Raw genomic sequence first — 24,875 nt, forward strand, 5'->3', positions numbered from 1 at the left:
GGCCAATATCAGTTGTCCTTGAGGAAGTCGTCCGCGGTCAGCGGTCCTTTTTCCATGGCCAGGTAATCGTCCGTGGTGACGATCCGCGGCCGCGCACCGCCGCGCAGCGGCGTGTCGTCCATCTCCCACTGCGCCGAGATCCGGCAGTCATCGCACATCTCGATCAGGGCGATCTGGTCGGCACGCTGGAACATCCAGTGCTTGCCGGAGAGTTTTTCGCGGATGCGGGCGATGGATGAGCGGGTACCGAAGGCCTTGCCGCAGGAGACGCAGGTGGCCGGCTCTTCCTCATGCAGCACCTCCGGCCGCATGGCGCTTGGCGCGGCGTTGTAGCGCGCATCCAGCGTGATGACCTGCTCCGGACAGGTATTGGCGCAAAGGCCGCACTGCACGCAGGCTGCTTCCGTCAGGCTGACCTGGGGCTTGTCCGGGTTGTCGGAGAGCGCTGCTGTCGGACAGGCGGAAACGCAGGCGAGGCAGAGCGTGCAGCCGTCCGAGGCGATCTGGATGCGGCCATAGGGCGCGTGCGCAGGCAGGGCGATCATCTCCTGCGGCATCGGAGCGCCCTCCAGCAGCCGGGCGATTGCGCTGCGGGCGACGTCGCGCTTGGTGCCGACCGGATCGAAGCTTGCAGAGCGCACGGATAGCGGGGTCGCCTCCAGCTTGAAATAGCTGGAGACGGCGTCCGGGTCGTCTTCGACGGCGATGGCGAAGGCGCCGTGAGGCTTGTGCCCCATGCCGGCGAGCAGGCTCTCGCAGAGCTCGATCTCCATGCGCAGGGCGTCCAGCTCATGCGCCTTGGAGGGCGGACAGAGGAACACGATGCGCTTTGCGCCGGCGAGGACGGCGGCGAGCATCGCGTCATGGCCGAAGCTCGTGACGGCATGGGCGCCATGCGGCAGCACGTTGCCCGGCAGGCCTTCGCCGAGGCGGGCGAGCGCATTGATGATGTCGCCGCCATGCTGGCTTTCGTGGATGAGGAGAACGGCATCCTTGCCGCCCGCCTCGCGATAGGTGCCGAGCAGCGCCTGGAGCCGGCGGATCTGGCTGCCGCGCTCCGGGTAGCGGTAGCTGACGGCGCCTGTGGGGCAGTGGGCTGCACAGGAGCCGCAGCCGCCGCAAATGCCCGGGTCGATGACGATCTCGCGCCCCGTGCTCGAAATCGCCCCCGCGGGACAGGCATCCAGGCAGTTGGTGCAGCCGGTCTTGCCCGAGCGACCATGGGCGCAGATCGAAGCGTCGTAGGTGACGTAGAGCGGCTTTTCGAACGTGCCGACCATGTCCGCGATGTCGAACATCGCCCGTGCCACGGCGGCCGGATTGCCGGGGTCGACGCGGATGTAGCCGTCGCGCTTGGAGGGCGCGCTGACCAGCGGCGTTCCGCCCGACAGGTCGAGGATCAGGCTGCAATTGGCGCGTGCGCCGTCGCGGGCCAGGGCAAAGGAAGGCGCGCCGCGAGACGATGGCAGCATCTGGGCGTAGCCGTCGACCGTGACCTCGAAATCGCCGAGCGATCCCTTGAGCATGCGGATGCGCCCCATGTGCACCGGGATTTCCAGCGTGCCGGGCAGAATGAGATCGGAGGCATCGCTGAGCAGCAGCGAGACCGACAGCCGACCCTCCAGGGCCCGTGCCGCGTCGAGCGCCTGCTGGCCGGCGCCGTAGACGAGGCAGACCCCGTCCGACTCGATCGAGTGCAGGGCGGCGGGAACGGAGGGTGTCAGCGCTTCGGCGAGCAGGGCCGAGATCTTCGGATGCGGGTCGGTCGACGTGCCGCACCAGCCGGCGCGTTCGCGGATGTTGACGAAGGAGAGCTCCTGGTCGGCACCCCGTTCCTCGGCGACCTCCTGGAACAGCGGGGCTTCCTGCGTGCAGGCGACAAGGAGCGGCTCACCGGTCGCCAACGCCTTTTCGAACGAGGCGATCTGCGCGCGGCACAGCTGGGTATGAACGGTGTGGTCCTTGTCCAGCCCTGCGATGCGGCCTGCGTCGAGACGCATGGTCTTCTCGCAGTTGCACAGCATGACCCGGGGTTTGCTCGACGCCATGTCGTTCCTCCGTGGCGCGCGCCCGTCCTGCCCAGGGGCACCGGCGAGCCGCTCTTGTTCGATTTGCCTGACACTAGCGCAATTCGTGAGGATTTTCCTTACCTGCCTGAACTTGTGCGCATCCTTGTCGGTCGTGGACGTAAGGTGCGAGCGTCCGCCAACACGGCCGCATTGCCTTTCCCCTTCGCGTGCCCCAGAATTACGTAGATACGGCAATATCGGACCGCATCGTGCGAGGAGGATTTTACGTGCAAAGGGAAGTGCTTGCGCCGTTCGGCATCGTGCTGGAACGTCGCCCGTCCTCCTCGAAATGGGCGGACTGGTCGTGGAAAGTCACGGAAGTGATCCCCGACGCACCGGCCACCGACGGATGGACGGTCATCCACGACGGCGATGGCATCACCCGCTATCTGTCCGCGCCGCACATGCTTGTCCTGCATCACAAGATGGTGGAGGCCTACGACGCCAACATCGAGACCGGCACGCCGTCGATCTGGGCGATGCTGGACGACGAGATCACGCCGAAGACACCGCCCTACAGGGTGCGCGGCGTGACGGCCGATCCCTATGAGGCACAGGGCGTGCTCGACAGCGCCGCCGGACTGGTGGAGCGGGTCGCCATGCCGCGCGAGACGGTGGCCTGGATGGCGCACTATCTCTCCTCGCTGCCGGAGGCGCCGGCTTTCCGCAAGCGCCGGCGTGATCGCATCGAGACCGAGAAGCAGATCTTCGGCAAGGAGCCGATCTTCTCGCCGCTCGGCCGCAGGGAGGAGCGGGAGCCGTGAGCGCCGAGACCGACCGCGGCTTTCTCTCGCGCTGGTCGCAGCGCAAGCAGGCAGCGCGCCAGCAGGTCGGCGAGCGCGCCGAAGACGAGCAGGCGGGTCTCGTCGACGAGCCGAGTTCCGAACTCTCCCACGGCGAGCCGGAGGGCGAAGCCCAGCATCTGGGCTCGACGCGCGAAGAGGTTGCCGAGGCCAACCGGGCGGCAGCCGAGGCTGTCGATCTCGAGACGCTCGCCTTCGACTCTGACTTCTCGCTCTTCCTGAAGGAGGGCGTCTCCACCCAGCTCAAAAACGCGGCGCTGCGCAAGCTCTGGCGTTCCAATCCGGTGCTGGCCTGCGTCGACGGCCTCAACGACTACGACGAGGATTACCGTACGGTCGAGACCTTTGCTGACGGGATCCGCTCGTCCTGGCAGGTCGGCAAGGGCTACAGCTGGATGTCCGAGGTAGAGGAAAAGCTGGAGGCGGTGGCCGATGCTGTCGATATCCAGCCCGCTTCGGACGAGGTTCTTGAACGCGCTTCGGGCGAGGCGATGCCGGACACTCCGCAAGGCCTAGAGATCGAGGTCTCCGACCTCTCAGATTTGGAGAGCGATGACCCGAAGGCTCTGGCGGAGACGCCCGAGGCAGAGAGCGAGCCGGTGCAAGAGCGGCTTTCGCTCATGGCACCCATGACCCGCGATGACGGGGAGGTGGCTCGTCCGCGCACGCCTGCCGCCCAGGAGCCCGCTCGTCCCGCACGTCGGCGTGTCCGCTTCACCTGAAGAGGCGAACTGCCGGCGCACCTGCTGGGACGGGACTACTGGGGCGGAAACTGGTTCTCGCAATAGCTGACCGCGCGTGAGCGGAACGTATTGTAGCGCGCCGCGTCGACCAGTCCTTCCTTGCGCATCTGGTCCACCGCGCCGACGCGTTCGGCAAGGCATGCGTCGAGTTGCGGGTTGCCCGAGGAGGCCATGCCGGCGCTGACGGTGCCCGAACTTTCGAACGGCGTCATGGCAACGCCGGCGAAGCCGACCTTTCCGATCCACACCATGGCAGCAGCCAATCCCACGGCGACGGCGAGCGCGGCTAGGCGCGCTCCAAGGCCGTCGATGGCCCGCGGGCGAGCAGGGCGGGAGACGGGAGCCTCCGCCATTTCAGCCGCCCGTCACGCTCATGTGGCGGGAAACGGCGGGCTGGCGCGTGCGTCGGTCGATGATGAAGTCGTGGCCCTTCGGCTTGCGCCCGATCGCCTCGTCGATGGCGGAGTAGAGCAGATCGTCGCTCTCCGAGGCGCGAAGCGCCGCGCGAAGGTCGGCGCTGTCGTCCTGCCCAAGGCACATGTAGAGCATGCCGGTGCACGTCACTCGAACCCGGTTGCAGCTTTCGCAGAAATTGTGGGTCATCGGCGTGATGAAGCCGAGCCGCCCGCCCGTCTCCGCGATACGCACGTAGCGTGCCGGTCCGCCGGTCTTGTACGGGATGTCCTCGAGCGTCAGGCGCTCGGCAAGATTGGCGCGCACGAGAGAAAGCGGCAGGTACTGGTCCGTCCGGTCCTCGTCGATCTCGCCGAGCGGCATGGTCTCGATCAGCGTCAGGTCGTAGCCGTTGCCGTGGCACCATTCGACCATCGGCACGATCTCGTGCTCGTTGACGCCCTTCAAGGCGACCATGTTGATCTTGACCGACAGGCCCGCTTCCGTGGCCGCACGGATCCCGTCCATCACCTTCGCAAGATCGCCCCAGCGGGTGATCGCGCGGAAGCGCGCCGGGTCCAGCGTGTCGATGGACACGTTGATGCGGCGCACGCCGCAGTCGTAAAGTTCCGATGCGTAGCGTGCGAGCTGCGATCCGTTGGTTGTGATCGTCAGCTCCTCCAGGTCGCCGCTGTCGATATGGCGCGAGAGCGAGCGGATAAGGCTCATGATGTTCTTGCGCACCAGCGGTTCGCCGCCGGTCAGGCGCAGCTTGCGCACGCCCTTGACGATGAAGGCGGAGCACAGCCGGTCGAGTTCCTCGAGGCTCAGAACCTCCCGCTTGGGCAGGAAGGTCATGTCTTCGGCCATGCAATAGACGCAACGGAAATCGCAACGGTCGGTGACGGAAACGCGGAGATAGCTGACGGTTCGCCCGAACGGGTCGATCATCTGCTGGGACATCGTGTGTTCCTTGCCCGGCCGCGGGTGCGGCCTCTTGATACCTGGACGCCGGATGCGCGGTGCCTCCGGTCTCCTCCCCATTTGGGTATGAAGGTAGCGGAAAGAAGACTTGCGTCAATTGTGCGCAGGTAGGAGATGCAGCCGGCTGCCGTGGCGCTTGCAGTTTGCCGCAGCCCCACTATCGTCGCGGCCAACGCAAGCAATGCAACCGGGAAGGATTTGCAACGTGACCGACAGCAAGCCCTGGCCGACGGAACTCCGCCTGAGCAAGGATCGCAAGCGGCTCTCCGTCACCTTCGACACTGGCGAGGCGCACGAGTACTCCGCCGAGTATCTGCGCGTCTGCTCTCCCTCTGCGGAGGTGCAGGGACACTCGCCGGCACAGCGCAAGACGGTGCCCGGGAAGATGAATGTAGGGATCATGCAGATCGATCCCGTCGGCAACTATGCCGTCCGCATCCATTTCGACGATCTTCACAATACCGGGATCTTCTCCTGGGACTATTTCCTCAAGCTGGCGAACGAGCGCGAGGAACTGTGGGGCGGCTATCTGCGCGAGCTGGAGGAAAAGGGCCTTTCGCGTGAGCCGCGGCGCTGAAACTGGCGTCGACAGCCGCCTGGAATCGTCTGCATAGTTGCTGCAGATGGAATCACGTCGGAGAGTGCGAATCGTGAGCGGTGATGAAGCGACAATCCGGGCTGCCGGACAGCAGGGCGCGGGCAATTCAAGCGGTATGAGCCGCCGGGCGCTTCTGGCCGGCCTGCCCCTGTTGCTTGCGGCGTGCCAGACCAAGAGCGGCGCGATCAAGAATGCCGGCCTCGAAGTGACGACGGAAGGTGCCCCGAATTATGCGCTGGCCTATGCGGCGCGGCGCGACGGCGGCTTCAACATTCCGGCCATCCCGTGGAAGGAATTCGACCCGCGCTACCTGCGCCAGTCGGTGCGCTACATGAGCCGCCACGAACCGGGAACCGTTGTCGTCGATCCGCACGCCAAGTTCCTCTATCTCATCCAGCCGGGCGGCAAGGCGATCCGCTATGGCATCGGCGTCGGCCGCGCGGGGTTCGCCTGGTCGGGCGATGCCACGATCCGGTTCAAGCGCGAATGGCCGAAGTGGTTCCCGCCGGCGGAGATGATCGACCGCGATCCTTCCCTGGAGAAGTATCGCGACGGCCAGGAAGGCGGTCCGCGCAATCCCATCGGTGCGCGCGGTCTCTACCTTTGGCAGGGCAACGTCGACACCCTGTACCGGATCCACGGCACCAACCAGCCGCGTTCCATCGGCACCAACGCTTCGTCGGGCTGCATCCGCATGTGGCACCAGGACATCATCGACCTCTACAACCGGGTGGAAGTCGGCGCGAAGGTGGTCGTCCTCGGCTGAGATCAGCGAGACGCGGCCGCCAGCCTTTCGGCATAGGCGAGGATGGCTTCGAGGTCGTCCTGCGTCAGGATGACCTCGGCCAGCGTGGCCGGACTGTCCTGCGGGCGCGGCGGTTCGTTCTCGAAGCGCAGGTGCGCCGGGTGCGGACGTCGTGCAAGGAAGGTCGCGAACCGGTCGTGCCAGTCTTCCAGCGCACTGACCATGATCATGAAGGACGGGGTGGAGGAGATGCCGGTCATCCGGTTCTCCGGCGTCACCACATGGCACCGGGCGCAATGCAGTTGCGACAGGGCCTTGCCGCGCTGCACCAGTGCCTCGCCCGGCGATTGCGCAGCAGCCGGAACGGGCGCCAGCAGCACCGCATGGAGACAGGCGGCGATCAGCGCCCGCACAGCGCTTTTTCGCAAACGCGGCAACCGGGAAGTCGCTCTGCCCTGCCGCCGTTGTGTGCTGTCCAGTGTCATCGCTGGTCGCCCCGCCTTCTCCCGCAAGCACGCGCTAACACTGGCAGGATCGCGCTGGAGCGACGACAGATCAATGCAAAAGGGCCGGCGAAACGCCGGCCCTTGTCATCTGGATGCAGCTTTGGAGCGCTCAGCGCTTGACCACCACCCGCGCGCCGACATCGACGCGGTCGTAGAGATGCACGACGTCGTCATTGGCCATGCGGATGCAGCCCGACGAAACGGCCGTGCCGATGGTCCAGGGCTCGTTGGAGCCATGGATGCGGTACAGGGTGTTGCCGAGATACATGGCACGCGCGCCCAGCGGGTTGTTCGGTCCGCCCGGCATGTGCGCCGGAAGCACGCGGCCCTTGGCGCGCTCGCGGGCACGCATCTGCGGCGGCGGCGTCCAGCCCGGCCACTCGGCCTTGCGGCTGATCCGCTGGCTGCCCGCCCACTGGAAGCCCTCGCGGCCGACGCCGATGCCGTACTTCATCGCACGGCCATTCTCCTGGACGTGATAGAGGCGGCGCTCGCCGGTATCGATGATGATCGTGCCTGGCGCATGAGGGCCATCATAGCGCACGGTCTCGCGACGGATCGGCGACTTGCCGCTCGGCGCGCCGTGAGCGCTGAAGTCCACCCACTTGCGGGTGGCAGGATCAAAGAAGCTGTTTGCGGCCGCAGGCGTCGCGATGGTCGCGGCGACGAGCGTTGCGGCAAGCAGGTTGAAAAGGCGCATATCCAGTTTCCCCATCCGGTGGTCGTCCGAACCAGCCCCTGAACCTTTGCGACGACGCGATGAAACTCGGATGACAACACGTCTCGGCAGAGATGGTGCTGCGGAGGAGACTCCGGTGCGTGGTTCGCGTGGCGCTGTTTAACGATCTGGCTCCGAAACGATACTTCCCATTGTCCCTTGCAATGCGGTTAATGCAAAGGTCTCGACAGACAGGAAACTGCCATATTCGGAAAATGGTTGGCGTGACGGCGGTCACATGATCGTGAGTTCGCTGCCCGAAGGTGGCGGCAGTGCCGCCGTCACGCCCAAAAGTGGAACCTCGGCCGTCAGCCGAGGTTCAGCTCCTTGAAGAAGTCGTTGCCCTTGTCGTCGATGACGATGAACGCGGGGAAGTCCTCTACCTCGATGCGCCAGATCGCCTCCATGCCGAGTTCCTCGAACTCGACGACCTCGACCTTTTTGATGCAGTCCTGGGCAAGGCGGGCGGCCGGACCGCCGATGGAGCCCAGATAGAAGCCGCCATGAGCCTGGCAGGCGCGGCGCACCTGCGCGGAGCGATTGCCCTTGGCGAGCATCACCATCGATCCGCCGGCTGCCTGGAACTGGTCGACATAGGCATCCATGCGACCGGCCGTGGTCGGGCCGAAGGACCCGGAGGCATAGCCTTCCGGCGTCTTGGCCGGGCCGGCATAGTAGATCGGGTGATTCTTGAAATAATCGGGCAGCGGCTCGCCCTTTTCCAGCCGCTCGCGCAGCTTGGCATGGGCAAGGTCGCGCGCAACGATCAGGGGGCCGCTCAGCGACAGCCGCGTCTTGATCGGGTGCCGGGTCAGCTCGGCGAGAATCTCCGGCATGGGCCGGGTCAGGTCGATCTTGACGACGTGATCGGAGAGGGTGTCGTCCGTGACCTCCGGCATGTATTTGTGCGGCTCGCGCTCGAGCTGCTCCAGATAGATGCCGTCGCGGGTGATCTTGCCGAGGGCCTGACGGTCGGCCGAGCACGACACGCCGATGCCGATGGGCAGCGAAGCCCCGTGGCGCGGCAGGCGGATGACGCGGACGTCGTGGCAAAAATACTTGCCGCCGAACTGCGCGCCGACGCCGGTCGCCTGGGTCAGCTTGTGGATCTGCTCTTCCATCTCCAGGTCGCGGAAGGCGTGCCCCAGTTCGGAGCCGGTCGTCGGCAGCTGGTCGAGATAGCGGGCGGAGGCGAGCTTGACCGTCTTTAGGGTGGTCTCGGCCGAGGTGCCGCCGATGACGATAGCCAGGTGATAGGGCGGACAGGCGGCCGTGCCGAGGGTCAGGATCTTCTCCTTGATGAACTCGACGAGCCGGTCCGGCGTCAGCAGCGACGGGGTGCCCTGGTAGAGGAAGGTCTTGTTGGCCGAACCGCCGCCCTTGGCCATGAACAGGAACTTGTAGGCGTCGTCGCCCTCGCTGTAGAGCTCGACCTGCGCCGGCATGTTGTTGGAGGTGTTCTTCTCCTCGAACATCGACAGCGGCGTCAGCTGCGAGTAGCGCAGGTTCTTCTTGAAATACGCATCGCGCGCGCCCTCTGCCAGCTTCGCCTCGTCGCTGCCGTCGGTCCACACGCGGCGGCCCTTCTTGCCCATGATGATGGCGGTGCCAGTGTCCTGGCACATCGGCAGCACGCCGTGAGCGGAGATGTTGGCATTCTTCAGAAGGTCGAAGGCCACGAACTTGTCGTTCTCGGTCGCCTCCGGATCGTCGAGGATCTTGCGCAGCTGCTCCAGATGACCGGGCCGCAGGTAGTGGTTGATGTCGCCGAAGGCTTCCTCTGCAAGGATGCGCAGCCCTTCCGGCTCCACCACCAGCACTTCCTCGCCCTGGAACGTCGCCGTCGAGACGTAGTCGGACGTGAGCTTGCGATAAGGCGTGGGGTCCGCCCCCAGGGGGAACAGCGTGGAGTGGCGATAGTCGGGAGGAGTGGACTCGGACATCGGTCTGCCTTGGCTGGAAGCTGAGGTGGATAGGTTTGGATGCCTTTTACGCCATCACCTTGCCGCCCGCCAAGTCGACTTGCGCCGGAGGCCGCGCGGAAAGGGGAGCGCGGGCGATCGCGCCCCCTTCTGGCGCCATTCGGCGTTACCGCGTGGCGGTGATGTCGATCCTGACGGCAACCTCGTCGCCGACGGTCGAGGCCGGGATGTCCGAGCCGATACCGAAGGCCAGGCGCCTGAGCGGAACGTCGGCCCGGGCACGGGCGGTGTCGCCGTCGATCTCCAGCGTGAAGGGCAGGGTAAGCGGGACCGCCTTGCCCTTGATCGACAATTCGCCGGCGGCCTCGTAGCGCCCTTCGCCGAGCGCCGTGATCTTGGACGATTCGAACACCGCCTGCGGATGGCTGGAGGGATCGAACCACGAGGCGCTCGACAGGGTCTGGTCGACCTGCGGCTGGCCGGTGCCGGCCGTGCCGGTTTCGACGACGGCCCGGATACGGGCATCTGCGATGTTGTCCGGGTCGAGCGAGATCTCGGCCGACCAGTTTTCGAAGCGGCCTTCCACCGGGCTGCCGTTCTGCATGGCGACGAAGGACAGGCTGCTTCCGGCCGTGTCGACGGTCCAGTCGCTGGCTGCGGCAGGGCCGGCGACAAGAAGGCCTGCCAGCGTGAAGCCGACGAGGCGGCCACGGAAATTTCGGGATGCGAACATCGTGAAGAACCTTGTGTCTGGGCCCGTCGCAGCGCGCCTCCGGGAGGGGAGAGCGACGCAGAGCGAGGGCGTCCGTCAGGGACGGTGTTTCGTCAGTCGGTACGGCGTGCCGGTGCGGTGCGGATCATGCGGCGCAACACGTCATCGCGGTTGAGAAAATGATGTTTCAGTGCCGCGGCCACATGCAGCAGCACCAGAAGCAGCAAGCCGTTGGCCAGCAGCTCATGCACCTCCTTGAGTGCGCTTTCCGCTTCCGCCTTCGTGCCCAGCGCCGCCGGGACGGGCAGGTGCGGGACAGGCAGGACGTCGAACACCACGGTCGGGATGCCCCAGGGCGACGCCGAGACCATCAGCCAGCCGGATAACGGGATCGCCAGCATCAGGGCGTAGAGCCCGGCATGCCCGAGATGGGCCGCCAGCCGCTCGATCTTCGGCATCGTCTCCGGCAGGGCGGGAGAGGGATTGGCAAAACGCCAGGCGAGCCGCACCACCACGAGCGCCAGCACCAGGAAGCCCAACGACTTGTGCAGCTGATAGAGCGCAAAAGTGTCGGGCGCCATCGGGTCGAGCCCCGTCATGTACTTGCCGAACAGGAACAGCCCGATGATGAGCAGCGCCATCGTCCAGTGGAAAACAATGGCAACAAGGCCGTAGCCAAAGCGGGTGTTGCGCAGGTGCATGGCGTCTCCAATCCTGGCTGCCGGCAGGAGCGGGAGCGGGCCCGGGAGGAGGCCCGCCCCGCACATCCGCTTACTTCGCCTGCAGCGCTTCGGCGCTGAAGGAGATGGTAACTTCGTCGCCGACATAGGGCACGAACATGTTCATGCCGAAGTCCGAACGCTTGACGACGGTGGTCGCATCCAGACCGACCGCCGGGGTCTTGGCCATCGGATGCTCGCCGATCGAGTTGATGGTCACGTCGAACGTCACCGGCTTGGTGATGCCCTTGATCGTCAGATCGCCGGCCACGGCGAGGGTGTTCTCGCCGGTCTTCTCGACGCCGGTCGACACGAAGGTCGCGGTCGGATGCGCTGCGACCTCGAAGAAGTCTGCGCTCTTGAAGTGCGTGTCGCGCTCGCCCCAGAAGGTGTCGAGGCTGTCGACATTGACGGTCATCGAGATCCGCGAATTGGCCGGCGTTTCCTGGTCGATCACCAGCTCGCCAGTCCAGTCGCCGAAGCGGCCGTCTGTCGTCGAGTAGCCGAGATGGTTGTAGGAGAAGGTCAGGTTGGCGTGAGACTTGTCGAACTCATAGGCGACCGGCTCGGCAATCGCGGGGGCCGCGGCGAGGGCGACCGCGAGTGCGGCAGCGGACAAACGCATCATGTGGAACTCCTGGCATATCTGTTGACGGTAAGGGCACCGACCGCTCTTGCGGCCTGCCGTGGAGATCGTATGAAGGCGTTGCGTCATCAACCGCATCCGGCTGAATTCACTGTACGCGCTGCGTGAACAATAAAACGATGTGGGGCCTCACTGTATGACGCTTGCGTGAAATCGTCAGGTCGGGCACCTTCGCGTGGACCACGCGAAGCCGCGCGGCAAAAGGCCCGAAAGGGGCCGGCCGGATCGGATATGGAGATGCGGAATATGATCGACCTTTACACATGGAGCACGCCGAACGGCCGCAAGGTCTCGATCATGCTGGAGGAGTGCGGGCTTCCCTATGAGGTGTTCCCGGTCGACATCACGAACGCGGAGCAGCACGCGCCGGCTTTCGTCCATATTTCTCCCAACAGCAAGATCCCGGCGATCATCGACCGGGAAGCGGGTGTGAGCCTGATGGAATCCGGTGCCATACTGCTCTATCTCGCCGAGAAGACCGGCCGCTTTCTCCCCCCGGAGGGACCGGAGCGGTTGCGCGTCATCGAATGGCTGATGTGGCAGATGGGCGGTTTTGGCCCCATGCTCGGCCAGGCCCATCATTTCCTGCATTTCAATCCCGGCAAGGCGCCCTATGCCGAGGAGCGCTATGCCAGCGAAGCCAAGCGGCTTTACAGCGTCCTGGATCGGCAGCTGTCGGAGCACCAGTTCGTCGCCGGCGACTATTCGATCGCCGACATGTCGATCTGGCCCTGGGCAAGCCGTTTCGAGTGGCAAGGAATAGATCTGGCGAATTATCCCAATGTGCGGCGCTGGTACCTGGAGGTTGCGGCACGGCCGGCGGTCCAGCGCGGCTATGACGTGCCGAGCGTTACCGCCGGGATCCCCATGCCGACCTGAGACGGGCATGGGGCCGGCATGGCGCGGGCTTCAAAAGTCAGGACGGAATGGATACGGCGCGCTGCGAGGCAGGGCGCTCGGAGCAGTCGGCAAACCAGCGCTGGACATTCGCCAGCGTGTCGAGGCCGGTGATCTCGCCCGCGCCGTAGAAGCCGCCGAGCGTGCGGATCCAGGGCCAGATCGACATGTCGGCGATCGTGTAGTCGTCGCCCATGATGTAGGAGCGCCCCTCCAGGCGTTGCTCCAGCACGGCGAGCAGGCGCTTTGCCTCCGCCGTGTACCTTTCGCGCGGATAGGGATCCTTGACCTTGTCGGCGACGAAATAGTGGAAATGGCCGAGCTGTCCGAACATCGGCCCGAGCCCTCCCATCTGCCACATCAGCCACTGGATACAGTGGTAGCGCCCCGCCGGATCGGCCGGGATCAGCTTTCCGGTCTTCTCGGCGAGATAGAGCAGGATCGCGCCGCTTTCGAACAGGGCCAGGGGTTCGCCGCCCGGCCCATTCGGGTCGAGGATCGCTGGGATCTTGTTGTTCGGGTTCAGCGACAGGAATTCCGGCGTCATCTGGTCGTTCGTGTCGAACGAGATCTTGTGAGCCTCGTAGGGGAGACCGAGTTCCTCCAGTGCAGCGGACACCTTGATGCCGTTCGGGGTCGCCAGCGAATAAAGCTGCAGCCGGTCAGGATGCTGGGCCGGCCAGCGATGCGTGATCGGAAAATCGGTGAGTGAGACCATGATTTTGCTCCCGGAAAGCGTGTCGGTGCGCCCTTCTTAGGAAATCCGCGCCGACCTGTCGCGGCATGTTTGGGCGGCGTCGGCGAAGGTTGCGGCCCATCACACGCAAAGTGCATTTTGGTCTTGGACTTGTCACGATTGCATGCTCCGATCCGCGCTCGATAAGTTGAGAACCGCACCGGCACATGGCGCCCTCGCGAGGGACGAGCCGCATTGGGCTCGCAAGCCAGGCCGGAAGCCCCGGGGGGACGTCATGCGCGGCAAGTTCGGAAGATTCGGTCTCGGCGGCACTCTTGTGCCGGCTCTGGCCGGCATGCTCGCTCTCGGCCTTGCGGCCGGTCCCCATGCGCTGGCGCAGGAGAGCAGCGAACGCCGCATCGTGACGGTCGACGATGCCGATTATTTCGGCGCCGACTTCAGGACGCTGAAAGACGTTGATCTCGACACCTGCAAGACCGCCTGCCTAGACAGCGACCAGTGCCGGGCCTTTACCTACAACACGTCGGCCCGCTGGTGCTTCATGAAGTCCGATGTGGGGCAGTTGCAGTCCTTCGCTGGAGCGGTCGCCGGCCGTGTCGTCACGGTTGCACGCCGGGACGACACAAGCCGGAAGGCCCGCAACGAAGAACTCTCCTTCCTCTCGCGCTCGCTCATGGACGATGCGGCGGCCTATGCCCGGCGCCTGCCGCGCAACTTCAAGGCAGGCGGAGAGAGCGCCGGCCAGCTCGAAGCCCAGGCGCGTACGGCTTTCGGATCGCGCAATTTCGACGAGGCGGAGCGCCAGTTCGCCCGCGCGCTCACGCTGGACGCAGAGCGCAACGATCTGTGGTCGGGGCTGGTCGGCTCGCTGTTGGCGCAGGAACCGTCCGACTGGCAGCGGCGCAGCCAGGTCGAGATCGATGGCACCCTGGCCGCGATCAACACCTATCTGACGGCTGCCGGCGAGGACGAGCGTGTTCGCGCCCTCGACCTGCTGGCGTCTTCGCTCGAGCGACGCCAGCTGTACAAGCCGGCGATCAAGGCTCTGCGTGCCGGCCTCGCCCTTGATGAAGTGCCCGCGCGCCGCGGGCGCTACGACAAGATGGTGGCGACCCATGGCTTCCGCATCCTCGATCATCAGGTCGACTCCGATGCGGTAAGCCCGCGAATCTGCGTCGTGTTTTCCGACACGCTGCAGCGAGGCACCGACTTTGCTCCCTTCGTCCAGGTGACGGGCGAGGGCACCTATTCTGTCGAGAGCGAGGGCGCCCAGATCTGCGTCGACGGCATTCGCCACGGCGAACGTTACGCGCTGCAGATGCGCTCCGGAATCCCGTCGGCCGACGGAGAAAAGCTCGAAAAGTCCGCAAACCTGACCGTCTACGTTCGTGACCGCGCGCCTTCGGTGCGGTTCCTCGGCCGGGCCTATGTCCTGCCGGCTGGCGACGGCGCCACGATCCCGCTGGTGACGGTGAACACCACAAGCGTGGAGACGGAGATCTATCGTATCGGCGAGCGTGGTCTTTCGCCTGCACTCCGCGACCGCCGCATCCTGTCGCAGCTCAACGGCTATCAGTCGGAGCAGATCCGCGACGAGTACGGCGAAAAGCTCTGGTCCGGCACCGTGGAAACGGAACAGCGGCTGAACCAGGATGTCACGACCGCGGTTCCGGTCGCCGACTTCGGACTTGCCATGCAGCCGGGCATCTACGCCATGACCGCCCGTGCGCGAGAGGACAAGCAGAACGAGTGGGGGCCTTGGGCGACCCAGTGGTTCCTGGTGTCGGATCTCGGTGTCAGCTCCTATACCGGAGCTCAGGAAACCCTCGTCTCGGTCCGCAAGCTCTCCGATGCCGGTCCGGTCGAAGGGGCCAAGGTGAAGCTGGTCGCGGTCAACAACGATATCCTCGGCGAGACCGTAAGCGATGCCGATGGCTTTGCGACCTTTCCTCCAGGCCTGTCGCGCGGAACGGGCGGCCGTGCCCCGGCCCTTGTCAGTGTCGAGGCCGCGGAAGGCGGGGACTATGCGTTCCTCGATCTGACCAAGCCGGCGTTCGATCTGTCCGACCGCGGCGTGGAGGGACGAGCAGCACCCGGTCCGGTCGATGTCTTTGCCTGGCTCGACCGCGGCGTCTTCCGCCCAGGCGAAACGGTTCATGTCGGCGCGATGGCGCGCGACCGCACGGCGATGGCGGTCGGTGGCCTGCCGTTGACCTTCATTTATGAGCGCCCCGACGGCGTCGAGCACCGCCGCGTGCAGATCTCCGAGGCCGGTGCCGGTGGCCGCGCACACGCGCTGGAGCTTCCCGCAAGTGCCCAGCAGGGCAGCTGGTCCGTCCGCATCCATGCGGACCCCAAGGGCGAGGCGCTGGCGCGTCTGTCCTTCCTCGTGGAGGATTATCAGCCGGAACGCGTCGACTTCACCCCGCAGACCGAGGCAAAGGCCTTCGATCTCGAGGCGCCGCCGACGGTCTCGCTGCAGGCGAGCTTCCTCTATGGTGCCCCAGCCTCCGGCCAGCGGGTCGAGGGCGAAGTCGTCGTGTCGCCCACGCGTCAGTTCCCCGGCTATTCCGGCTTCACGTTCGGCCTTGCCGACGAGCAGATCTGGCCCGAGCGAACCGCCTTGCCGGACGGCGTCGCGACGGATGAGGACGGCAAGGCCAGCTTCACGCTGCCGGTGCCGCAGCTGCAGCCGACGACGGCGGGCTACACTGCCAAGGTGATCACGCGCGTGGTCGAGGCCGGCGGGCGCTATGTCGAGCGCAGTCTCGATCTCCCCGTCTTGGCCGATGGCCGCAGGATCGGCATCAAGCCGGCATTCGACGGCGGTGTCGATGAGGGCGCGCCGGCCGAGTTCGAGCTCGTGGCACTCGATCGGCAGGGCGAGCGGATCGCGGCCGACGTCCAGTGGACGCTCTCGCGCATCGATACGCGCTACCAGTGGTATCGCGCCGACGGACGGTGGTCCTTCGAGCCGGTGACCACCAGCCGTCGCGTCGCGAATGGTGAACTCGACCTTGCCGCGGATCAGCCCGCACGTCTGTCCGTGCCGGTCGAGTGGGGCGAGTACCGCCTCGAAGTTGCGGCGAACGGGGCTGAGCCGGCGGCGACGAGCATCACCTTCAACGCCGGATGGTATGTCTCCTCTGCCTCTTCGCAGACGCCCGACGTGCTCGATGTCGGCCTCGACAAGAAGGCCTATCGCTCCGGCGATACGGCAAAGCTGCGGCTGAAGCCGCGCTTCGACGGCATCGCCCTCGTTTCCGTGATGGCCGACCGGCTGATCGAAAGCCGCGTGGTCGAGGTTTCGGAAGGCGAGACGGAGATCGATCTCACCGTGACCGACGACTGGGGCAGCGGCGCCTATGTTACCGCCACCCTGCTGCGCCCGATGGATCTGGAGGCGAAGCGCATGCCCTCGCGCGCGCTCGGCCTGCAGTGGCTCTCCGTCGATCCCGGCGAGCGTCGGCATACGGTGAAGATCGATGCGCCGGAGACGATGCGCCCGCGCTCGACCATGGAGGTCGGTTTGACGATCTCCGGTCAGCCCGCCGGCAAGCCGGCTTTCGTGACCGTGGCGGCTGTCGATGTGGGCATTTTGAACCTCACCCGGTTCCAGACGCCGGATCCGGCCGGCTGGTATTTCGGCCAGCGGCGCCTCGGCGTAGAGATCCGCGACTATTACGGCGAACTGATCGACCGGACCGTCGGCGATCTCGGCGTGGTGCGTTCGGGCGGTGACGGCGGCGGCATGTCCTTTGCCGCCCCGCCGCCCCAGGAAGAGCCGATGGCGCTGTTTTCCGGCGTCGTCGAGACCGACGCGGATGGAAAGGCGACCGTCACTTTCGAGGTTCCGGACTTCAACGGCACCGTGCGGCTCACCGCAGTCGCCTGGAGCGAGAGCGGCGTCGGCCATGCCGAGAGGGACGTGACGGTGCGCGACCCGCTCGTCGTGACCGCCACGCTGCCGCGCTTCCTTGCACCTGAGGACCAGTCGCGTCTTCTGGTGGAGATCGACAATGTCGAGGGCGCTGCAGGCGACTACGTGCTGCAGGCGTCCGTCGAAGGGCCGGTCTGGCTGCAGGCGGAAGATGCCTCCCGTACCCTGTCGCTTGCCGCTGGCGAGCGCCAGACCCTGCGCATGCCGCTGATGGCGGAGACCGGCACGGGCGATGCGACCCTGACCTTGACGCTGGAAGGACCCGACGGCCCGGTTGCCGAAAAGGTGCTCTCTCTCGGTGTTCGCGATACGATGCCGCCGCTGACGCGCCGGTCCTTCGTCACGCTGGCGGCCGGTGCCGGCCTGACGCTCGACGCCGGTACGCTGGCCGGGATCGTTCCGGCGAGCGCCAGCGTGAGCGTCGCGGCCGGCGGGGCCGCGCGGATCGACATCCCGGGGCTTCTGGGAGCGCTCGACCGCTATCCCTATGGCTGCACCGAGCAGATGACCAGCCGCGCGCTGCCGCTGCTCTACCTCAACGAGTTGGCCGTCGCGAGCGGCCTCAAGACCGACGGCGAGATTCGCGGCCGGATCGAACAGGCGATCGTGCGGGTGCTGGGCAACCAGAGTTCGAATGGTTCGTTCGGCCTGTGGTCCAGCTTTGGCACACAGGACACCTGGCTCGATGCCTATGTCACCGACTTCCTGCTGCGCGCCCGCGACCGGGACTACAACATCCCGACCCAGGCGCTGGAGTCTGCTCTGGAGAACCTGGAGAACCGCATCGCCTACGCGTCGGACTTCGACGACGGCGGCGAGGGGATCGCCTATGCGCTCTACGTCCTGGCCAGTGCCGGGCGCGCATCCATCGGTGACCTTCGCTACTACGCGGATGTGAAGCTCGACGATTTCGCAACGCCGCTCGCCAAGTCGCAGATCGCTGCGGCGCTTACGCTATATGGTGAAAGCGGGCGGGCGGAGCGTGCCTTCGAGACCGCAGTCGGCGAGACAGGGCAGCCGGAAAACACGAGCTATCGCTCCGACTACGGGACTGCCCTGCGCGACTCCGCCGGCGTGCTGGCCTATGTGACACGCGCCAGCGCCGCCTCTGTCGATACGGCCAGCCTGACCCGCGATGTCGCGAACCGGCAGGACGCGACGCCTGCGCTGTCCACGCAGGACATGGCCTGGCTGCTGGTGGCCGGTCATGAACTGGAGCAGAAGGCGGAGGCCGCAAGCTTTGCGGTCAACGGTACAGCTGTCAGCGGGCGGCTGGACCGGCGTCTGACCGGCGAGACCGTCTCCGGGCAGCCCATGCGGGTCGAGAACCGGGGCGACAAGGCCACCGATGTGGTGATCACCGTCAGCGGACGCCCGGTGGAGCCGGAACCGGCAGGCGGAACCGGCTACAGCATTACCCGTGCGCTCTACGACCTCGACGGAAACGAGCTCACCTCCGAGGCTGTGCCGCTCAACACCCGGGTGGCGGTCGTGCTGACGGTCACGCGCGACCGGCCGGGCAAGGGGCGGATCATGGTCGTCGACCGGCTGCCGGCGGGGCTGGTGATCGACAATCCGCGGCTGGTGCGCTCGGGCGATCTCGGCGGCCTCGATTGGCTGTCGACGGTCGACAACACCGACCATGTCGAGTTCCGCGACGACCGCTTCGTCGTCGCGCTGGACGAGTCCCAGCAGAACATCGATGTCATGACCTTCGCCTATCTGGCGCGGGCGGCGCTGCCGGGCAGCTTTGCCCATCCGCCGGCGACTGTGGAGGACATGTATCGGCCCGACCTTGCGGCCCGCACCGATACGGGGCGGCTCGAGGTGCTGGGTCCGCTGCGCTGACGCCGTAACCGGAAGGGGCGGCCTATGGCACGGACAGGACGGGGCAGGCGAGTGCGGTGGCTGGCGATCGGCCTTTCCTGCGCCGCCGCCCTGTGCCTTTTTGCCATCGGCGCGCTGCTGGCTGTCCAGGTCTTCTCGCTGAAGCGGGATGATTTGCCCGGCACCGTGGAGATGTCGCGCTCTGTCAGCGACCGAAACGGTCGGCTGCTGCGGGCCTTCCAGACGAGCGACGACCGCTGGCGCATGCCGGTTTCTCCTGGCGATGTGGACCCGCTCTATGTGTCGATGCTGCTCGCCTATGAGGATCGGCGCTTCCGCGATCATCATGGCGTCGATCCGCTGGCGATCCTGCGGGCTGGTGCTCAGCTTGTGGCCAATGGGCGGATCGTTTCGGGCGCCTCGACCCTGACCATGCAGACCGCGCGGCTTTTGACCGAGGCGCCGACCCGCTCGCCCCTGTCGAAGTGGCGCCAGATCGTGCTGGCGCTTGCGCTCGAGCGCCATCTCGACAAGCAGGAGATCCTGTCGCTCTACCTCGCGCGCGCGCCTTTCGGCGGCAATATCGAGGGTGTGCGGGCGGCAAGCCACGCCTGGTTCGGCAAGGAGCCGGCCCGGTTGACGCCGGCGCAAGCGGCGCTGCTGGTGGCTCTGCCGCAATCGCCGGAGGGGCGCCGGCCCGACCGCTTTCCCCAGGCTGCACGCACAGCCCGCGACCGGGTTCTGCAGGCCGCAGTGGAGGCGGGGCTGCTGACCCCGGAAGATGTCGCGGCAGCGAAACGCGAGGCGATCCCGGAGCGGCGCCGTCCCGTTCCGATGCTTGCTCCGCATGCGACCCGCCAGGCACTCAACCAAAACGAGGCGACCGACCAGCGCCTCACCATCGAAGCCGACCTGCAGGCGCGGCTGGAGGCGATGGTGGCGGAGCGCGCCGCTCGGCTGGGCAGCCACGTTTCCGTTGCACTGATCCTTGCCGACAATGCCAGCGGCGAGATCCTGGCGCGCGTCGGCTCTGCCGACCTGTTGTCGCAGGCACGCCGCGGCCATGTCGACATGAGCGGCGCGATCCGCTCTCCCGGATCGACGCTGAAGCCGCTGATTTATGGGCTTGCCTTCGAGCAGGGCGTCGCACACCCAGACAGCCTGATCGAGGACCGGCCGACCACGGTCGCCGGCTACAGCCCGACCAATTTCGATCTGTCGTTCCAGGGGACGGTTCGCGTTCGCGAGGCCCTGACCGCCTCGCTCAATGTACCGGCAGTGACGCTTCTGGATGCGGTCGGCGTGTCGCGCTTCATGTCGCGGCTGAAACGGGCCGGTGCGACACCGCGCTTCCCGCAAGGCGAGGCGCCGGGTCTGGCTGCCGCTCTCGGCGGTTTCGGCATCTCGCTGCGCGAGCTCGTTGCCCTTTATGCAGGCATTGCGCGCGGCGGGGTCGCCGTCTCGCTGCACGAGAGCCTTGAGGGGGGCGTGGGGGAGGCCTTGCGCGGCGAGGATCGCCGGTTCCTGTCGGAAATGGCCGCCTGGCGTATCGCCGACATCCTGTCCGAAGTGCCGCCTCCCGATACGGCCAATGGCGCCGGCATCGCCTACAAGACCGGCACGTCCTACGGCTATCGCGATGCCTGGGCCGTCGGGTTCGACGGGCGCCATACCATCGGCGTCTGGGTCGGTCGTGCCGACGGCACGCCGGTGCCCGGACTGACTGGCTACAAGTCCGCCGCACCGCTTCTGTTCGACGCCTTCCAGCGGGTAGCAGCCCGCAGGACGCCGCTGCCGCAACCCCCGAAGGACTTCGACCCGGTCGCCGATGCAGTGCCCGCGCCTCTGCACTATGCCCGCACCGTAACGCGGCCGGACGGCATGCACACGGAGACGGGGCCGGAGATTTTCTATCCGCCGAACGGCGCGACCGTCGATCTCGGTCTTGGAGAGGGCAGCGAGGCAGCGCTCGTCGTGAAGCTGAGGCGAGGCCGGGCGCCGTTCCTGTGGCTGGCGAACGGGGCGCCCGTTGCCAGCGGTCCCTTCGCCACCTCGCTCGTCTGGCAGCCGGATGGGCCGGGCGCCTCGACCATCTCGGTCATCGATGCGGACGGCAACTCGGCCCGCGTGACGCTGGATCTGCGTTAGAAACGAACGCCTACGGCCTCAGCGCAGGCGCGACAGGAACCTGGCAATCACGCCCTGTGTCTCCGGATCCCACAACAGCGGGGCATGACCTTCGTCGGCCAGCGTGTGACGCTCGAGACCCGGACTGCGCTGCTTCATCTGCGAGAAGGTTTCCGCGCTCAGAATGTCCGAATGCGCGCCGCGGATCGCCAGCATCGGCAGGCTGGCGATGGCATCGAAGACGGGCCAGAGGTCTGGAAGTTCCGCGTCCTCGTCGAACGAACCGAGGGTGTTGGCGAGGCGGGCATCGTAGTCGAGCTGGATGCCGTCGTCGGTCTCCACGTAGAGCTGCCGGGCGAGCCGCAGCCAGCCTTGCGCATCGACATGGGGAAACTGGCTGCCGAAGCCCGTGCAGAGCCGCTCTGCCGCCTCCTGCCAGGTGTCGACGCGCATATGGCGGCCGATCTCGCCGGAGATCCTCTTCAATCCGCTGCGGTCGATCTGCGGCCCGATGTCGTTGAGAACGAGACCGGCAACGCGGTCCGGTGCCCGCCATGCGAGAAGCATGCCGTGCAGGCCGCCACGCGACGTGCCGATCACGGCAACACGCGAAAGCGACAGGGCGTCGAGCCCGGCGTCGATATCCAGCCCCTCGCGCTCGATGGAATAACTCCGCCAGTCCGGATGGCGCCCGGAGCGGCCACGTCCGCGATAGTCCATGGCGATGACACGGTGACCGCACCCGGCGAGATAGCGGGCGAGCGGGGCAAAGTCGCGCGCATTGCGCGACAGGCCGGCCAGGCACAGAACGTCGACAGCGGTTTTGCGCTGCGGTTCCCACAAGGTTGCGGACAGGTCGATGCCATCGTCCGAGCGCCATGCGCGGTAGCCCGGCTGCGTGCCTGTTGCTTCTGCTGTATCCATTTCCGCCACCACGATTTTTCCAGGACTCGCTCAGGTCGGGAGGATCATAGGCATCGTCACGAAGCGGCGAAAAGTGCTTTGTCGGCGAAGTCTGTCGCGGATGCGGTGCGAAGGCCGGGTCGATGTTGCGTCGGTCTCGTGTGACGACTATTGTGCGCCTCCCGGACGGTCTGTCCGGCCACACGCCACACTCCAAGAGGTCCAGCATGTTCAAGGGATCCATCCCCGCACTCGTCACGCCGTTTCGCAATGGAGCGGTCGACGAGAAAGCGTTCCAGGAGTTTGTGGACTGGCAGATAAAAGAGGGCAGCCATGGTCTCGTCCCGGTGGGCACCACCGGCGAGAGCCCGACGCTGAGCCATGACGAGCACAAGCGCGTCATCGAACTGTGCATTGAGGCCGCCGGCGGCCGCGTGCCGGTGATGGCGGGCGCAGGCTCCAACAACACCGTCGAGGCCATCGACTTCGCGACCCATGCCGAAAAGGCAGGTGCGGATGCGCTGCTGATCGTGACGCCCTATTACAACAAGCCGAACCAGCCCGGCCTGATCGCCCACTACCGGGCGATCGACGCTGCCGTCGGCATCCCCATCTACATCTACAACATCCCCGGCCGGTCGGTGATCGACATGCAGCCGGAGACGATGGCGGAGTTGTTCGCGACGTCGCGCAACATCAAGGGCGTGAAGGACGCAACCGCGAACATGTCGCGCGCCAGCCGCCAGCGCGAGCTGTGCGGGCCGGACTTCGTCCAGCTGTCGGGCGAGGACATCACCGCGCTCGGCTTCAACGCCCATGGCGGCACGGGCTGCATCTCGGTCACGGCGAATGTCGCGCCGCGCCTGTGCTCCCAGTTCCAGGAAGCGACGCTGGCGGGCGATTTCGCCACCGCCCTGTCGATCCAGGACCGGCTGGCGCCGCTGCACAACGCGCTGTTCATCGAGCCGAACCCCACGGGCGCGAAATATGCCCTGTCGCTGCTGGGCAAGCTCGAGAACGAGTTGCGCCTGCCGTTGGTCCCGGTCTCCGAGCCCACCAAGACCGCGATCCGCGATGCGATGACGCATGCGGGTCTGCTCAACTGACAAGGACGGCTTGCCGGGCGGCGTGATCCGCTGCCCGGCGCCGGTATGACGATGGCCAGCAAGAGCGCCGCCGACAGCAATCGCAAGCTTATCGCCGACAACCGCAAGGCCCGGTTCAACTACGAGATCGAGGACACGCTGGAGGCGGGGATCGAGCTCAAGGGAACCGAGGTCAAGGCGCTGCGTGAAGGCAAGTCGATGATCGCCGAATCCTACGCCAGCTTCGAGGGCGGGGAATTCTGGCTGATCAACTCCTATATTCCCGAATACCTGCAAGCGAACCGCTTCAATCACGAGCCGAGGCGCAAGCGGAAACTCCTGCTGCACAAGCGGGAAATGGCCAGGCTCGCGCTTGCTGTCGACAAGGACGGCAAGACGATCGTGCCGTTGAAGCTCTACTTCAACGAGAAGGGGCGCGCGAAGGTCGAGATCGCCCTGGCGCGCGGCAAGAAGCTGCACGACAAGCGCGAGACCGAGCGCAAGCGCGACTGGAACCGCGAGAAGGCGCGCCTGTTGAAAACCGCTGGATAAGCTGTGGGCAACGGGCAGTTCGTTCGTGCTATGTTCTTAAAGTTCTGCGCGAAAGAATTCTCTCAACAGATTCGCAAGTATGAAGAATTAGCCCTGAAGGATCGTGGACAGAAGAGCGCGTCTTTCGCCTTCGATCGGAACCGGCCGCCTTGTGGATCGATCCACCTGGACGTGGACGAAGCGCCCTTGTGCGCTGGCGACCTGGCTGTCGTCGGCAAACAGGGCAATCTCGTAGGAAACCGATGAGCCACCGAGCCGGCTGGCCCTGATTCCGGCGGTCACCGTGCCGGGAAAGGTCAGTTCCGCGAAATAGGCACATTGCGTCTCGACGACGAGAAACACGGTCTCGGAGTGACGCGGATCGAGCACGCCTTCCTCGATCAGCCAGCCGTTCACCGCCGTATCGAAATAGCTCAGATACTCGACATTGTTGACGTGGCCGTAGATGTCGACGTCCATCCAGCGCGTGGGTATGGCCCGGAACAGGCGGAAGTCGTCGCGGGTCAACGGTACGGCACGGGTCATTCTCAGTCTCGCTCGGCTCGGTCGGGGGAAAGGGCAACTCGGGTGCGAATGGGCTTTCGCTGGGGGGCGGGGCTATCGGCAGGCCTCAGACCGCAAGCCGCAGGAGCGGACGGCGGGTGATCTCGTGCCGAATGCCGGCTTCCGCGAGGAAGGTCGCAACCGATTCGTGCGGAGAGGCTTCATCTTCACGTGCGGAAAAGCCCTGCGCGAGAAGCATCAAGGCATCGCACCGTCTGTTCCGGCCCGTGTCCGGCAAGCGCTGCATCAGCGCCCGGCGCATGGCCTCGACCTCGTTCGAGGAAACCGTGATCTGCACTTCGGTCTTGCTGTCGCTGTAGCGGATGCGGATTTCGCCTGCACTGTCCTGCACGGCGTCGGTGGTGGACCACGTGCTGTCCCTGGCTGCGGGATCGGCCGTGTGAAGGATCACATGCGCGGCCATGGTTCCGATCACGACGCGCTTCAACTCGTGATCGTCCGGATAGCGGAAGGCCGAATGTTTCGGCTGCTCACGGATGAGTTCGCCGTCCACTTCGACGGCGCTTACGAAGGAGAGGCCGTACTGCATCGCAAGGCTCAGGACGCAGGTCCAGTGGTGAGCTGCCTCTTCATCGCCGGCCTCGAGTGCCGTATCGATCCGCGCCCGGCAGGTCCAAAGGAACCGGTTGCACAGCGCATCGCCGGTTTCTTCGCGCAAGTCCAGGAAGTCGCGCCAGACGGCTCCGCTGACGACGAAGACGAGGTCGGGGCGGAGGTCGCGCATC

At 66.0% G+C, this 24,875-nt stretch carries 22 protein-coding genes; 9 read left to right on the top strand and 13 right to left on the bottom strand.

What is annotated here, in order from left to right; genetic code table 11:
- Nucleotides 1-8: 8 nt before the first annotated feature.
- Nucleotides 9-2,048 carry a 4Fe-4S dicluster domain-containing protein gene (locus GH266_RS00245; RefSeq protein ID WP_158192109.1) on the bottom strand — a complete coding sequence of 680 codons (2,040 nt, stop codon included), beginning with the start codon at nt 2,046-2,048 and terminating at the stop codon, nt 9-11.
- A 248-nt stretch (nt 2,049-2,296) separates the two neighbouring features.
- On the opposite strand from GH266_RS00245, the gene GH266_RS00250 reads away from it, so the two are divergent.
- Together GH266_RS00250 and GH266_RS00255 are read left to right on the top strand one after the other, a co-directional pair.
- Complete coding sequence (locus tag GH266_RS00250) at nt 2,297-2,833, top strand: DUF3305 domain-containing protein (RefSeq protein ID WP_158192110.1); 537 nt, start codon at nt 2,297-2,299, stop codon at nt 2,831-2,833.
- On the top strand, nt 2,830-3,594 hold the full coding sequence (locus tag GH266_RS00255) for a DUF3306 domain-containing protein (protein ID WP_158192111.1): 765 nt from the start codon (nt 2,830-2,832) through the stop codon (nt 3,592-3,594). Before GH266_RS00250 ends, GH266_RS00255 begins: the two co-directional genes overlap by 4 nt.
- A gap of 35 nt (nt 3,595-3,629) precedes the next feature.
- Here GH266_RS00255 and GH266_RS00260 read toward each other — a convergent pair whose 3' ends face one another.
- The gene (locus tag GH266_RS00260; RefSeq protein ID WP_158192112.1) at nt 3,630-3,968 is read right to left on the bottom strand and encodes a hypothetical protein; all 339 of its coding nucleotides are present in this window, start codon (nt 3,966-3,968) and stop codon (nt 3,630-3,632) included.
- Between the two features lies 1 nt (nt 3,969).
- On the bottom strand, nt 3,970-4,971 hold the full coding sequence (gene moaA, locus GH266_RS00265; protein WP_158192113.1) for a GTP 3',8-cyclase MoaA: 1,002 nt from the start codon (nt 4,969-4,971) through the stop codon (nt 3,970-3,972).
- Between the two features lie 226 nt (nt 4,972-5,197).
- Here moaA and GH266_RS00270 point away from each other — a divergent pair, with 226 nt between their 5' ends.
- Both GH266_RS00270 and GH266_RS00275 read left to right on the top strand, forming a co-directional pair.
- Nucleotides 5,198-5,569, top strand: a complete 372-nt coding sequence (locus tag GH266_RS00270) for a gamma-butyrobetaine hydroxylase family protein (protein ID WP_425329553.1) — start codon at nt 5,198-5,200, stop codon at nt 5,567-5,569.
- A 136-nt stretch (nt 5,570-5,705) separates the two neighbouring features.
- The gene (locus GH266_RS00275; protein WP_199270510.1) at nt 5,706-6,356 is read left to right on the top strand and encodes a L,D-transpeptidase; all 651 of its coding nucleotides are present in this window, start codon (nt 5,706-5,708) and stop codon (nt 6,354-6,356) included.
- A 2-nt stretch (nt 6,357-6,358) separates the two neighbouring features.
- Here GH266_RS00275 and GH266_RS00280 read toward each other — a convergent pair whose 3' ends face one another.
- The 6 genes from GH266_RS00280 to GH266_RS00305 all read right to left on the bottom strand — a co-directional run bounded on the left by GH266_RS00280 (nt 6,359) and on the right by GH266_RS00305 (nt 11,540).
- Nucleotides 6,359-6,748 carry a c-type cytochrome gene (locus tag GH266_RS00280; protein WP_158192116.1) on the bottom strand — a complete coding sequence of 130 codons (390 nt, stop codon included), beginning with the start codon at nt 6,746-6,748 and terminating at the stop codon, nt 6,359-6,361.
- Between the two features lie 202 nt (nt 6,749-6,950).
- Nucleotides 6,951-7,541: a L,D-transpeptidase gene (locus GH266_RS00285; RefSeq protein ID WP_158192117.1), complete on the bottom strand. Its 591-nt coding sequence runs from the start codon at nt 7,539-7,541 to the stop codon at nt 6,951-6,953.
- A gap of 326 nt (nt 7,542-7,867) precedes the next feature.
- A complete protein-coding gene (locus GH266_RS00290) occupies nt 7,868-9,502 on the bottom strand; it encodes a fumarate hydratase (RefSeq protein ID WP_158192118.1) in 1,635 nt (544 codons plus the stop codon).
- 145 nt (nt 9,503-9,647) lie between these two features.
- A complete protein-coding gene (locus tag GH266_RS00295) occupies nt 9,648-10,214 on the bottom strand; it encodes a YceI family protein (protein WP_158192119.1) in 567 nt (188 codons plus the stop codon).
- Nucleotides 10,215-10,306: 92 nt separating this feature from the next.
- On the bottom strand, nt 10,307-10,894 hold the full coding sequence (locus tag GH266_RS00300; RefSeq protein ID WP_158192120.1) for a cytochrome b: 588 nt from the start codon (nt 10,892-10,894) through the stop codon (nt 10,307-10,309).
- Nucleotides 10,895-10,964: 70 nt separating this feature from the next.
- Nucleotides 10,965-11,540, bottom strand: coding sequence for a YceI family protein (locus GH266_RS00305; RefSeq protein WP_158192121.1), 576 nt, complete (start codon nt 11,538-11,540; stop codon nt 10,965-10,967).
- A 264-nt stretch (nt 11,541-11,804) separates the two neighbouring features.
- Between GH266_RS00305 and GH266_RS00310 the strand changes: the two genes are divergently transcribed.
- Nucleotides 11,805-12,437, top strand: a complete 633-nt coding sequence (locus GH266_RS00310) for a glutathione S-transferase N-terminal domain-containing protein (protein WP_158192122.1) — start codon at nt 11,805-11,807, stop codon at nt 12,435-12,437.
- 37 nt (nt 12,438-12,474) lie between these two features.
- On the opposite strand, the gene GH266_RS00315 is transcribed toward GH266_RS00310, so the two are convergent.
- On the bottom strand, nt 12,475-13,173 hold the full coding sequence (locus GH266_RS00315; RefSeq protein WP_158192123.1) for a glutathione S-transferase N-terminal domain-containing protein: 699 nt from the start codon (nt 13,171-13,173) through the stop codon (nt 12,475-12,477).
- Nucleotides 13,174-13,426: 253 nt separating this feature from the next.
- Between GH266_RS00315 and GH266_RS00320 the strand changes: the two genes are divergently transcribed.
- Both GH266_RS00320 and pbpC read left to right on the top strand, forming a co-directional pair.
- Nucleotides 13,427-18,940, top strand: coding sequence for an alpha-2-macroglobulin family protein (locus tag GH266_RS00320; RefSeq protein ID WP_158192124.1), 5,514 nt, complete (start codon nt 13,427-13,429; stop codon nt 18,938-18,940).
- Between the two features lie 51 nt (nt 18,941-18,991).
- Nucleotides 18,992-21,067 (top strand): penicillin-binding protein 1C, encoded by a 2,076-nt coding sequence (pbpC, locus tag GH266_RS00325; protein ID WP_244953745.1) that lies wholly within the window; start codon nt 18,992-18,994, stop codon nt 21,065-21,067.
- 18 nt (nt 21,068-21,085) lie between these two features.
- Here pbpC and GH266_RS00330 read toward each other — a convergent pair whose 3' ends face one another.
- The gene (locus tag GH266_RS00330) at nt 21,086-21,970 is read right to left on the bottom strand and encodes an alpha/beta fold hydrolase (RefSeq protein ID WP_158192126.1); all 885 of its coding nucleotides are present in this window, start codon (nt 21,968-21,970) and stop codon (nt 21,086-21,088) included.
- A gap of 206 nt (nt 21,971-22,176) precedes the next feature.
- Here GH266_RS00330 and dapA point away from each other — a divergent pair, with 206 nt between their 5' ends.
- Nucleotides 22,177-23,055, top strand: coding sequence for a 4-hydroxy-tetrahydrodipicolinate synthase (dapA, locus tag GH266_RS00335; protein WP_158192127.1), 879 nt, complete (start codon nt 22,177-22,179; stop codon nt 23,053-23,055).
- Nucleotides 23,056-23,106: 51 nt separating this feature from the next.
- Nucleotides 23,107-23,586 carry an SsrA-binding protein SmpB gene (gene smpB / locus GH266_RS00340; protein ID WP_158192128.1) on the top strand — a complete coding sequence of 160 codons (480 nt, stop codon included), beginning with the start codon at nt 23,107-23,109 and terminating at the stop codon, nt 23,584-23,586.
- Nucleotides 23,587-23,673: 87 nt separating this feature from the next.
- Here smpB and GH266_RS00345 read toward each other — a convergent pair whose 3' ends face one another.
- Both GH266_RS00345 and GH266_RS00350 read right to left on the bottom strand, forming a co-directional pair.
- Nucleotides 23,674-24,111, bottom strand: a complete 438-nt coding sequence (locus tag GH266_RS00345; protein ID WP_158192129.1) for an acyl-CoA thioesterase — start codon at nt 24,109-24,111, stop codon at nt 23,674-23,676.
- A gap of 85 nt (nt 24,112-24,196) precedes the next feature.
- Nucleotides 24,197-24,874 (bottom strand): hypothetical protein, encoded by a 678-nt coding sequence (locus GH266_RS00350; RefSeq protein ID WP_158192130.1) that lies wholly within the window; start codon nt 24,872-24,874, stop codon nt 24,197-24,199.
- Nucleotide 24,875: the final 1 nt, after the last annotated feature.

Origin of the sequence: Stappia indica (genome assembly GCF_009789575.1) — a bacterium.
In the GTDB taxonomy this organism is placed as follows: domain Bacteria; phylum Pseudomonadota; class Alphaproteobacteria; order Rhizobiales; family Stappiaceae; genus Stappia; species Stappia indica_A.